At 43.7% G+C, this 12,235-nt stretch carries 8 protein-coding genes and 3 tRNA genes; 2 read left to right on the forward strand and 9 right to left on the reverse strand.

Annotated features, from left to right (window positions below):
• Positions 1–36 precede the first annotated feature (36 nt).
• From LU293_RS07445 to leuS, 9 genes are all read right to left on the reverse strand, one after another.
• Positions 37–1,731, reverse strand: coding sequence for an ABC transporter ATP-binding protein/permease (locus LU293_RS07445; RefSeq protein WP_242746939.1), 1,695 nt, complete (start codon positions 1,729–1,731; stop codon positions 37–39).
• Between the two features lie 207 nt (positions 1,732–1,938).
• Positions 1,939–2,014, reverse strand: a tRNA-Asn gene (locus LU293_RS07450).
• Positions 2,015–2,018: 4 nt separating this feature from the next.
• A tRNA-Lys gene (locus LU293_RS07455) sits at positions 2,019–2,094 on the reverse strand.
• An 81-nt stretch (positions 2,095–2,175) separates the two neighbouring features.
• Positions 2,176–2,251 (reverse strand) — tRNA-Lys (locus LU293_RS07460).
• 153 nt (positions 2,252–2,404) lie between these two features.
• The gene (locus LU293_RS07465) at positions 2,405–4,489 is read right to left on the reverse strand and encodes a MacB family efflux pump subunit (RefSeq protein ID WP_242746941.1); all 2,085 of its coding nucleotides are present in this window, start codon (positions 4,487–4,489) and stop codon (positions 2,405–2,407) included.
• Between the two features lie 24 nt (positions 4,490–4,513).
• Positions 4,514–5,818: an efflux RND transporter periplasmic adaptor subunit gene (locus LU293_RS07470; RefSeq protein WP_242746943.1), complete on the reverse strand. Its 1,305-nt coding sequence runs from the start codon at positions 5,816–5,818 to the stop codon at positions 4,514–4,516.
• A gap of 364 nt (positions 5,819–6,182) precedes the next feature.
• Entirely contained in the window at positions 6,183–7,184 is a 1,002-nt protein-coding gene (gene holA, locus LU293_RS07475) for a DNA polymerase III subunit delta (RefSeq protein WP_242746945.1), read from the reverse strand.
• Complete coding sequence (gene lptE, locus LU293_RS07480; protein WP_242746947.1) at positions 7,184–7,693, reverse strand: LPS assembly lipoprotein LptE; 510 nt, start codon at positions 7,691–7,693, stop codon at positions 7,184–7,186. Before lptE ends, holA begins: the two co-directional genes overlap by 1 nt.
• A 3-nt stretch (positions 7,694–7,696) precedes the next feature.
• Entirely contained in the window at positions 7,697–10,306 is a 2,610-nt protein-coding gene (gene leuS / locus LU293_RS07485) for a leucine--tRNA ligase (RefSeq protein WP_242746949.1), read from the reverse strand.
• A gap of 482 nt (positions 10,307–10,788) precedes the next feature.
• Between leuS and LU293_RS07490 the strand changes: the two genes are divergently transcribed.
• Positions 10,789–11,157 (forward strand): Spx/MgsR family RNA polymerase-binding regulatory protein, encoded by a 369-nt coding sequence (locus LU293_RS07490; RefSeq protein ID WP_242746951.1) that lies wholly within the window; start codon positions 10,789–10,791, stop codon positions 11,155–11,157.
• 320 nt (positions 11,158–11,477) lie between these two features.
• Positions 11,478–12,233, forward strand: coding sequence for a Slam-dependent surface lipoprotein (locus tag LU293_RS07495; RefSeq protein ID WP_242746953.1), 756 nt, complete (start codon positions 11,478–11,480; stop codon positions 12,231–12,233).
• Positions 12,234–12,235 lie beyond the last annotated feature (2 nt).

The following is a 12,235-nucleotide window of genomic DNA, read 5'->3' on the forward strand; positions in this document are numbered from 1 at the left end:
GTTAAGTGTGGATTAGGCTAAAAAGTTATGGTCTGCTTAGGTCAGCTGCCACATTGCCTTATCTAAGATAAGTAGATGCTGAGCGTGGTGCCGAACTAGTGTTGAACGATGTCCAACGCTAATAATGGTAGTGCTAGGCAGATGACGTCTTAGCGTGCGATAAAGTAGGTCTTCTAGACCTTCATCTAAGCTTGCACTGGCTTCATCTAAAAAAGCGACAGCTGGCTTATGCAGTAATAAGCGTGCGAAGGCTAGGCGTTGCTGCTCCCCTAAAGATAGCGTATATGACCAGTTATTTTCTTGATAAAGCTGGGCTGCTAGATAAGACATACACACCATATCAAGCAGAGCTGTAAGATTTGCTGTTTGGTCGTCATGTGGGGTAGCGTGCGGATAGTATAAGGCATCAATGAGTCTGCCTTGGGGTAAATAGGGTTTTTGGGATAAAAACAGCGTGTCATTTGGTCGCTGAATACTGCCAGTTGAATACTGCCAAAGTCCAGCCACTGTCTTAAGTAAGGTGGTCTTTCCTGATCCTGACTTGCCTTGTATGAGTAGGCTTAAGCCTTGGGGTAGTCTAAGATTGAGAGTCTCAATGAGCGTTTTGCCCGTAGGTGATTTTATGGTTACATCATCAAATATTACATCGGTGTCATGATATGTAAGCTGTAGCTGTGTCGGCTTTTGACTGTTTTTAATGGCATGATTAAAACCTGTTAAGCGATCGAGCGTGGTTTGGTATTCGGCAATTGTATCGTAGGCATTTCGAAAAAATGACAGACTATCATGTAATCTGCCAAACACTTGAACCGTTTGCATAAGATCGCCAAGATTGATTTGCTTTGAGAAAAAACGATTCGCTTGGATAAGTAAGGGAAAAACCATAGATATCTGCGATGCAATCAGATTAAAACCTGAGAACTTTAGTGTGCGATACACGATTGCCCACATATTTTGGATAACATGATTAAACTGACGATATAACAGCGTCTTTTCCACTCGCTCCCCAGCATAAAAGGCAATGCTTTCTGCATATTCTCTCACCCGAATAAGTGAGTAGCGGTAGTTTGCACCTAGTTTTTCATTGTCAAAGTTTAAGTTGATAAGCGGTCTGCCAAGCCAAAAGGCGATAATACTCGCTAACAACACATATAAAAACACCAAAAACACCATCATGTGTGGCACATTAACGCCCAGCACGCTCATCTCTCCTGATAAATCCCAAAGCAGTAATGTATAAGAGACGATAGAAGTTACCGCACTGATAACCCCTGTGGCAAGTGCTAGAGAGCTTTTGACGTATAGCTGAACATCTTGCTGTATGCGTTGGTCTGGGTTATCAAGCTCATTATGGATCTGCTGAGTCTTATAGTAAGCCTGATTGGCAAGCCATTTATCAAGTAAATATCCATTTAGCCACTTAATCCAACCAATGCTAAACCGCTGCTGCATATAATAAGCCAAAAGTGCATTTATTACAGCAGCACTAGCAATAAAACAAAACACGATCATCTGTTGCCAAAAGACAGTGGCGTCTAATGCTTCAAGTGATGCGTACATGGTGTTATACCAGTTTGAATAAATCAAACTAATGCGTACTTCAATCAAGGTTAGCATCACAATGAACACAAAAAATAAGATTGGCTTAACACTTCGCTGTGGTGATAAATAACCCTGTGCCATCTCCCAAAATTGACTACCCCAACGCGTTGTTTTAATCAGTATGTACATTGAAATGCCAAAGACCACAGCAGTAAGGCTAAGCGATTTCAAGATCCATAAAGCGGATGTAATGAGTTCTTGAGACCAGTCCATAAGTGTCTGTTGATTGTTATACTTGGGGTATATTTTAGCACAAAATAACAGTGGCTTTGGTTGAACCAATAACAAAAAAGCCACTTAATCATAAGTGGCTTAATGTTGCTAATTAGCAAAATATGGCTCCCCAACCTGGGCTCGAACCAGGGACACACGGATTAACAGTCCGATGCTCTACCAACTGAGCTATTGGGGAATGATGGTGGGTCGTGCAGGATTCGAACCTGCGACCAATTGATTAAAAGTCAACTGCTCTACCAACTGAGCTAACGACCCGATTTGTGCTGTATTATACTAGATAATCTCAACTTTGCAAGCATTTTTTTTAAAATTTATTCATGCTTTGAATTAGGATAATGGTGGGTCGTGCAGGATTCGAACCTGCGACCAATTGATTAAAAGTCAACTGCTCTACCAACTGAGCTAACGACCCTTATCGCTAATGTGGTGCGTATTATACAGCAAATTTTTATCTTTGCAAGTGGTTTTTGTAAGTTTTTATCAAATTATCAGTATCAACTCATCAATATCAACTTAAACAACATAAGCGATTAACTTAGCTTTTCGTTTATGGCAAATCTGGGTGTCAGTGATGAGCCAAAGCGTCCACAGGGTTTAGTTTTGACGCATTGCGAGCAGGTAAAAAGCCAAATACCACGCCGATGAGCGTAGAGCAGACGAACGCCACCACGATGGATAGGGGTGAATAGACGACCCCAACGCTGTCGCCCCCAAAATGATTGACCAATGTACCAATGCCAAAGGCAAGAGCGATACCAAGCGTCCCACCAAGCAGGCATACGAGTACCGCTTCTATCAAAAACTGTCCCAAAATATCCGACTGTCTTGCCCCAACCGCCATACGCACGCCGATTTCGCTTGTGCGTTCGGTAACAGAGACGAGCATGATGTTCATGACACCAATACCGCCTACGATGAGCGAGATGATGGCGATGGACGAAATGAGTGCGGTTAAAGCGTTGGTGGTGGATTGTACGGTTTTTTTGATACTGTCTAAATTAAAAGTATCAAAATCATCTGTACCATGCCGAGTTTTTAACAAATCAAAAATGGCGGTCTCAGCGATGTCAGATGGTGTGTCTTCATCAACCAAGACGACAAAGCGGTCAATCGTGCTTTTGCCAAGCATGCGATACATGACGGTGGTGTAGGGCATATAGACGGTGGGATTGTTAGATGTGCTGGCAAAGAACGATGTCTGCTCGCCAAGCACGCCGACAATGCGAGCGGGTATGTTGCCAACTTGTAGTATTTGCCCTACAGGATTGCCTTCACCATTAAAATAGCTTTTGTAGGCGTTTTGGTCAATGATGATGTCTTGGGCTGATGTGGCAATGCTCGTATCATCAAAGCCTTGTCCCATGGCAAGCTTCTCCCCAGTTACTTGCAGATAATCCTTGCCGATGCCATTGACTGTGCCTGAGATGTCTTGGTTTTTGTAGCGTATGGAAGTGCTCACGTCCACTTGCGGACTGACCGACAAGGCATAAGGCTGGCTTGCGACCGCTTCTGCATCTGCGATGGTCAGGTTTGCCCTCCCAAAGCGTCTTCTGGGGTCGTCAGCAGGATAGCCGTCTAGTACTGTGATGGTATTGGTGCCTAGGGCGTTGATTTCGGCTAGGATTTTGGCTTGTGAGCCTTGTCCCAGCCCCACGATAGACACCACAGAAGCAATGCCGATGATGATGCCAAGCATGGTGAGTAGGGTTCTCATTTTGTGGGCTTTCATGGCGTAGATGGACATTTTGAAGGCTTCATTGAGTCTATCTAGCCATGCCCAAAAAGGACTTTTGGTGCTAAAAGTATTTTTGCTGATGGCTGTTTGTGTATTGAAACCTTGTGCGTTAATGTCATCGGTGTCGTTTGGATTGGTAAAGTCAGTTAAATTGGTTGGGTTGGTGTGTTGATTGTGTGCGTGATTGATATAATAATCAGCAATAATTCGTCCGTCTTTTAGTTCAATCACCCGCTCGGCTTGTTTGGCAAGATTGGGGTCGTGCGTTACCATGATGATGGTATGCCCTTTGTCTTTGAGATTATGCAAAATAGACATCACTTCATTGCCAGAGCCACTATCTAATGCCCCTGTCGGCTCGTCCGCTAGGATAATGTCGCCACCATTCATCAAAGCCCGTGCGATAGAGACACGTTGCTGTTGTCCACCTGAGAGCTGATTGGGGCGGTTTTGGGTTTTGTCGCCAAGCCCAAGCTGGGTGAGTAAGTTTGTTGCTCGCTTGCGTCTTTTGGTGCTATCCATGCCTGCATAGACGGCAGGAATGCTCACATTATCCAAAGCGTTGATGTCGCCAAGCAAGTGATAACGCTGAAAAATAAAGCCGAAATGCTCACGGCGAAGTTTGGCAAGTTCGCTGGTATTCATTTCGTTTACCGATTTACCAAAAATAGTATAATCGCCACTTGTGGCTTTATCAAGACAGCCTAGTATGTTCATGAGTGTGGATTTGCCAGAGCCTGACTGACCGATGATGGCAACCATCTCACCTTGATAAAGTGTTAAATCAATACCATGCAAGATGCGTATTGTGTTATCGCCTGCCACAAATTCTTTCACCAAATTTTGTATTTCAAGGAGCGGAATTTTGTGCTTGGCATGGCTATTTTGGTCATTGGTGTTATGGGGGATTGTCATAGTTATTCTTATCTTGTCATCTTATCATGAGCGGTTTTTGCGTGGGTTGTGGTCGGTGTCGTCTGATGTCTTTTCACCGATGACGATTTTATCGCCAACGCTCAATCCAGATTTTATCTCGGCATTGATGCGGTTATTTAGACCGACTTCTACTGGCACGGCTTTGGCTTGTCCATCTGTCCCAATGACACGCACGCTGTATTTGCCGTTTTCATTGACAAGAGCAGATGATGGTATGGTCAAGACGTTCTGAACACGGTCTTTGATGATGGCAACTTGGGTGGTCATGTTGATTCTAAATTTGCGTTCGTTATTATCCACGTCCAGATAGCCAATATAATATACCGCACCGCCATCATTGGATTGTGATTCTGGCTCTATGCCTGTCAAGGTGGCATTGTATTGTGTGTCTGGCTCGCCGATGATGCTAAACTTGGCAGGCATACCCACTTTGACATGAATCACGTCCGCTTCGGAGATTTGTACTTTGATGCGTATTTTGCTCAAATCCGTGATGGTAACGATGGTGGGGGCGGACTGATTGGCATTGACGGTGGTGCCTTCTTCTTGGTTGATGTGGCTGACCATGCCGTCCATCGGTGCAACAATGGTGGTGTGGTTTAGATTTTCTTGGGAAGTAGATAGCTCATTTTTGGCTTTATTGATGTTCGCCTGCTGGCTTTTGATGCTGGCGTGGGCGGTCGCCACGTCATTTTTGGCGTTTTGGATATTGGCGTGGGCAATCTCCACATTCGCCTGTGCCACTTCTAAGGCAATTTTGGCATCGTCATAATCTTGACGGCTCACGGCATCAATCTTGACAAGATGATTCATGCGATCAAAAAACTGCTTGGCTTTGTTTAGTTCGCTAAGTCTTGCCTTTAAGGTAGCTTCTTGGCTTGCCACCGTCCCTTGACTGCTTGCCAGACTTGCTGTCGCTTGGGCAAGACCTGCTTGGGCTTGTTCTAAGGTTGCCTTGGCATTGGATAGGGCGTTTTTTTGTTCCACTTGGCTGATTTGGGCAATTAAGTCGCCTTTTTTGACTTCATCGCCTACTTTGACATACAGCTTGATGACACGCCCTGAGACTTCTGAGCCGACATCTACGCTTTGGATTGGCTTGACTTTGCCTGATGCCATGACCGTGCTTTCAATGTCGCCCATCACAGCGTCAGCGGTCAGGTAGGACGGCGGTGTGGGTTTGGGTTTCAAAAAGGCATAAGCGATGGCAACAAGGGCCAAGACAGCGATGGTAATCATTGCCCATTTTGGCAAACGTGGCGATGATTTGGGTTTGTTATGTTTGGTTGATTTATTTTTGGTAAGCATAGTAAATATAATGAGTTGTTAGAATAAAATGGAGTGTACTAAACCTTTATAACATAACACTTTTTATAAAAGAAAAATAAAGTGCTTTGAAGTGCTTTGCGTGAAAATAGCTATCTGACCACTTACTCATTAAGAATTAAGTGGTCGGATGTTTTTTCTTAAAAAAAACATGCAATTACCCTAATTTTTAATGGGTATTTTTCATTGCAACTATAAAAGCAGGTGCACTTTGGTTATTTTAGCAAAAATTTTATAAAAAATGTTGTTATAAAATAACTATAATATAAGAGCTTATGGGAAGAGGTATTATCACGTTATAATTTATTATCACGTCATAATAAAGATACAAGCGTTTGTATATAAACTACGCTTTGTTCATCAAATCAATTTTGCACACCGCCAAGCACAGTTTTTTAAGCCCATGCCACACATCATCATCAGATACGCCCTTAATCATTTTATCAAGTTCATATACTTGGCTAAGCCATTGCTCGCTTCGCCCTTGACTGCGGTGGGCAGTATTTATATAAAGGTGGGTTTTGTTTGACCAAATGCCAAGCTCGCTAGGGTTTTTGCCTGCTTGGATTTGTAAAATGAGCCGTATGTCTTTGGCAATCGCCCACAGCACAAGGCTTGGGGCGGTGTCGGTGTTTTTTAGATGAGTTAGGATTTGTAAGGTTTTGGTGGCATGGCCACCAATAACTGCGTCTGATAGGTTAAATACGCTAAATTCAGCACCATCTATTAGGCAGTCCATCAGCACCTGTGCATCAATGACGGCGGTATCTGATAAGGATAAACGCCACAGATTTTGATATGCCACGAGAAGATTTTGTTCAGTGTGCGTCATCAGCAGTTGCCACGCATCAGGCGTAAGCGAAATATTTAAGCGGTCTGCTTGTAGCCTTAACAATTCGCCACGCATTTTTTCATCATATAGATTGCCATCAATCAGCAATCCGACTTGATCAAATAGTTTTAAGGATTTTGTGCTAAGAGATTTCTTATCTTGCTTTTGGCTGTGCCATAGCAGATGGTGGGGGGTGTCTTTGGCGATGTGCGTTAAGGTGTCAATCGCCTGTTTGTCAGGCTTGTGATTGCCTGATACGATGATGGCACTCGTGTCGCCAAACAAGCTGAGCGTGTCAAGTTCATTGATGACATCGCTCCATGATTTGGCAGATGACAGCTCAATGCGTTTGATGGTCTGGTCATGCACCTGCCAAATAGGGCGGCAAGCGTCAATGAGCCACTGGCTGATTAACGGCTCATCTGAATGTATGAACCAAAACCCCTGCAAGGGCTGATGATGAGCAGGGTTGGTGCTGTGTAGCTGTTTGAATAAAGAGATGAAACGTTGCTGCATTAAGAGTTCTTTTTTGGATAATTTATTCTGGCATAATACTGCTCGGCAATACGCTCGGCAAGTCGCTCATATAGCCAAGTTTTGGTTTTCTCGCCTTGTTGGTCAAGGGTTATGACACTCGCTTCGTTGTACTGATAGCTTTGTTCAACTTGTATGGGGGTGCGGTAAGTCGCCTTGTCTATGGTGTAGCTGACATCTGCCATCAGCACCAGACGCACTTCGGTCAAGGTACCTACCAAATCATAGCGATGTAGGCGGACGTTGCTTATCTTGATGGTGTTATTAGATTCTGAATGCTCTTTGATGCCAAGCAGTTGTAGGTGCTTGGCTAGGGGCTTATTTAGAGCCAAAGCGAGCGGATTGTTCTGATTGTCTTCTAGTACAACCGCTGTGCTTGGATTGGTGGGGGTGATGACATGGTGATGATTGCTACCACGCAGGGTAAAGCCACAAGCACTTAGGCTTGTCGCTAATACCACTAGGGCGAGTGTTAGGGGTTTTTTTGTCATATGTTAACCTGCAACCACAAAACTGACCAGTTTGTTTGGCACAACGATGGCTTTTTTGATGTCGCCTGTCAAGAACTTATCCACACCCTCTGCTTGTTTGGCAAGTAAAATCAGCGTGTCATTATCTAGCCCTGTTGCCACGTCCATTTTGCCACGTACCTTACCATTGACTTGCACCACCATGGTGATGGTTTCGTTCGTCAATGCGTCTTCGTCTAGGCTTGGAAATGCGATGTTTTGGCTATCAAAACCAAGCTGTTCTAATAGATACTCACCAACGTGTGGGGCATATAATGACAGCATGGATAGTAGGGCAATCAAGGCTTCGTGCTTGACGGTCAAATCATCAGCACACGCCACATCAAAGGCGAAAATCTCATTGGCAAGCTCCATCAAAGATGACACAGGGGTGTTCAATGCCAAATGTTCGCCAAGACTGACATCAATTTTGGCAATCGTCTCGTGGGTTTTACGGCGTAAATCTTTGGCGGTTTTTGATAGAGTTGCCGTATCGATATTACTAACATCAAGAGCCGTTTTTTCCACACCTTGAATATTCGCCAAGTGTTCGCTTGCGATTCGCCATACTTTTTTGACAAAATTATGCGGACCCTTTAAGGCGGCATCCGACCATTCAAGCGTCTGGTCAGCAGGGGCGGTAAATAGGGTGTATAAACGCACGGTATCAGCACCGTATTCATTGATGATTGTTTGGGGGTCAATGCCGTTATTTTTGGATTTGCTCATTTTCTCAATTTTGCCAATGACCACAGGCAGACCATCGGCGATTAACGTGGCTTTATCGCCATTGACGGACACTTCATGTGGAAAATAATAGGTCTTTGAGCCATCAAGGTTTTCACGATAAAACGTCCCTGCCAAGACCATGCCTTGGGCAAGTAGGTTGGTAAAGGGTTCATCGCCACTGACCAAGCCTTCATCACGCATCACTTTATGGAAAAAGCGTGCGTACAATAAATGCAGTACCGCATGCTCAACACCGCCCACATATTGATCAACCGCAAGCCACTTGTCAGCACCAGCACGACCGACCATCTGCTTGTCGTTGTGGGGCGTGGTGAAACGCTGAGCATACCAACTGCTCTCCACAAAAGTATCAAAGGTGTCGGTCTCACGCTCGGCAGGCTGACCGCATTTGGGGCAGGTGCAGTTGATAAATTCTGGCATATTTTTTAGTGGATTACCACGCCCATCAGGGACGACATCGGTGGGCAGTACCACAGGCAAATCTGACTCATTCACAGGCACGGTGCCACAGTATTCGCAGTTAATCATCGGAATCGGACAGCCCCAATACCGCTGACGAGACACCCCCCAATCACGCAGGCGATATTGGGTGGTGATTTTACCTTTATCGCCAAGCAGTTCGGCAATCTTGGTGGTGGCCTCACCTTTATTTAGACCATCAAGTACGCCAGAGTGGATACAAACGCCATTTTCTTTGTCGGCATACCAATCTTGCCAAGCGGTATCATCATAGCTTTGTCCTTGTATATCAATGACTTGCTTGATGGGTAACTGATATTTTTTGGCAAATTCAAAATCACGCTCATCATGAGCAGGTACTGCCATCACCGCCCCAGAACCATAACTCATCAGCACATAATTAGCCACCCAAATCGGCACAGCTTCCCCTGTGATGGGGTGCTTGGCAGTCAGACCTGTATCCATGCCTACTTTTTCGGCTTTGGCAAGGTCTGCTTCTGCCACAGAGCCTTGCTTGCATTGTGTGCAAAATTGAGCGATGGCTTCGTTGTGGCGAGCGGCGTATTGAGCCAGTGGGTGTTCGGCGGCGACCGCCAAATAAGTAACGCCCAAAAGCGTGTCAGGGCGAGTGGTGAAGACGTTGAGTTCATCTGTTTGACCGTCAAGCTCATAGTCAAATGCCACTTCCATGCCATAGCTTTTGCCAATCCAGTTATTTTGCATGGACAGCACTTGCTTGGGCCATTTGCCTTCTAGGGTGTGTAGGTCATTAAGGAGTTCATCGGCATAATCGGTGATTTTAAAATAATACATCGGAATATCACGTTTTTCTACCAATGCCCCAGAACGCCAACCACGACCGTCCACGACCTGCTCATTGGCAAGCACGGTATTATCCACAGGATCCCAGTTTACGGTGGCAAGTTTTTTGTAGACCAAGCCTTTTTTGTATAATTGCAAAAACAGCCATTGCTCCCACTGGTAATATTCTGGCGTGCAAGTGGCAAATTCACGAGACCAGTCAATGGACAATCCAAGCGATTTGAGCTGTTCGCGCATATTGGCGATGTTGGCAAAAGTCCATTTGGCAGGGGCGACGTTGTTGGCGATGGCGGCATTTTCAGCAGGCAGACCAAAAGCGTCCCAACCCATCGGTTGCATGACATCATAGCCTTTTTGGCGATAATAACGGCTCAACACGTCCGTGATGGCGTAGTTGCGGACATGACCCATGTGCAGTTTTCCGCTAGGATAAGGAAACATGGAGAGCATATAACGTGTCGGCTTGCCGTTGTCGTTATTGTTGGTGTGGTAGCGTTTGTCGGTGTCCCATTTGGCTTGTTGGGCAGATTCTAAGGTGTGAAAATTGTACTCTGGTAGGCTCATGATAATAACTCAAATGATAAACTAAAATCGCAATGAAAATATAAAAGATGGCTTGGTATTATACCTAATTTTTGTTGGGGCGTGTTAAACTTTTATATGTCATATATCAGGACGTGTCTGCTCTTTATCACACTTTTGCAATTAAAAATCATTTAATAATATGCCTTAGCCGTAAATGTGATGGTTTTGAATTTGGTAAAAATTTCAAAATAAAAATGCTATAATTGGGGCGTGCCTGCCCTTTGTAACACTTCTTACAAAATAAAAAATTATTTGATAATTATTTTGGGTGTTTCTCTTCGTCAAAAACCTTAACCGATATAATAAGTATCGCTTGTAAGTTTTTTCCTTGAAAAACGTGCGATTACCCTTATTTTTAATGGGCATTTTTCATTGCAAATACAAAAGGCAGACACGCCCTAAGCATATTTTAATTTGTAGGTTTTAATTTTGATAAATTTAGGTTTAAATAGGAGCGTGCTATGCTGACGATTTATGGCATAAAAAACTGTAACACCATGAAAAAAGCCTTTGATTTTTTGAATGCACATGGGGTGGCTTATGAGTTTTTTGATTATAAAAAACAAGTTTTATCACAAGATAAGTTTGATGATTTTGTACAAATTTTTGGCAGTCAAGTGATTAACAAACAAGGCACAACCTACCGCAAATTTGATGATAACACCAAAGCGACACTTGAAACTTGCAACACCTCCGCCATGTATGAGATTATCAAGGATAATCCAAGCGTATTAAAGCGTCCGATTGTATTGGGCAAAATTGGCAATGCTGATGTGGCACTCATTGGATTTGATGAACAAAAATACACACAGACATTCACGCAAAGTTAAGCATAAAGTCAAACACAAAGTCAAACATAACATCAAAGTCTAAGGGCAGATAAATGATGTGATTTGGCTTTTGTTTCTTTCGTTAGTCATTTATAAGATATGTTTTTCTTATGTAAATTTACTTGCAAATCCCTAACTTTTATTGCAGAATAAAGTACCCAATCGTTGATGATTCGGATTTTTGGATATTGATTGACCAAATCTGAATTTTTGATATTTGTAAGTCAATCAAGACTAGCTAGGATAACCGATCGTTAACTTTGGGTAAATTTTGACAGCTGTTAATCAGTTCGTTGTTTATTATTTTTAAGGAAAATGATATGAAATTATCACAATCAAGTCTATCTGTGGCGGTGTTATCTACGGCAGTTTTGGCATTGACAGCGTGTAGTAGTGGCGGTCATAGCTCTTCTACTACCGTTACTAAAACCACAACCGTACCAAGCACCATCACAGGTGTCAATACCACCCCTACCAAGGCGGACGCAGCACAGTCAAACACTGCAAATAACCCAACTACTGCCAAATTTCAAGGCGGCAGCTACGTCGTTCAAGGCAAATCAGTAACATCAAAAACCTTAGGTACTGATGACATCAACAACTTAGTGATTGATGGCAAAAGCTTTCCGATTGCCTTTTCTGGTATCAATGCAGGTGGTTTCACCAATATTAATGGCGATATCACAAGTGGCAACCATGTAAGTCATGTTAAATATGGCGTCAAAAATGATTCAGGCAAAAAATACTATTTCTATCAAGGTCAGCGTACTACCAATATGCCAACCACTGGCATAGCTACCTATAAAGGTCGTGCGGTAGTGGGTAATGGTAGTGATGGTACTTCTAATTTCACAGTAAACTTTGCCGATAAAACCTTAGCGGGCGTCATTACAGATAAGAGCTTGACTGGCGGTAGCTTGGCATTGTCAGCCAACATCAAGGGTAATACTTTTGCTGGCAACAAAAATGGCGTACAGACCGAAGGTGCGTTCTTTGGTGATAATGCCGCAGAATTGGCAGGCATCTATCAAGGCAAGGGTGCGATTGGTGCTTTTGGGGCGAAAAAATCTCAATAAAC

Origin of the sequence: Moraxella nasovis (assembly GCF_022701215.1) — a bacterium.
Lineage (GTDB): Bacteria > Pseudomonadota > Gammaproteobacteria > Pseudomonadales > Moraxellaceae > Moraxella > Moraxella nasovis.

Coding starts and splice junctions, on each gene's coding strand:
- lptE (WP_242746947.1), bottom strand. CDS start 7,693: ATGACAAAAAAACCCCTAACACTCGCCCTAGTGGTATTAGCGACAAGC.
- holA (WP_242746945.1), bottom strand. CDS start 7,184: ATGCAGCAACGTTTCATCTCTTTATTCAAACAGCTACACAGCACCAAC.
- leuS (WP_242746949.1), bottom strand. CDS start 10,306: ATGAGCCTACCAGAGTACAATTTTCACACCTTAGAATCTGCCCAACAA.
- LU293_RS07470 (WP_242746943.1), bottom strand. CDS start 5,818: ATGCTTACCAAAAATAAATCAACCAAACATAACAAACCCAAATCATCG.
- LU293_RS07465 (WP_242746941.1), bottom strand. CDS start 4,489: ATGACAATCCCCCATAACACCAATGACCAAAATAGCCATGCCAAGCAC.
- LU293_RS07445 (WP_242746939.1), bottom strand. CDS start 1,731: ATGTACATACTGATTAAAACAACGCGTTGGGGTAGTCAATTTTGGGAG.
- LU293_RS07490 (WP_242746951.1), top strand. CDS start 10,789: ATGCTGACGATTTATGGCATAAAAAACTGTAACACCATGAAAAAAGCC.
- LU293_RS07495 (WP_242746953.1), top strand. CDS start 11,478: ATGAAATTATCACAATCAAGTCTATCTGTGGCGGTGTTATCTACGGCA.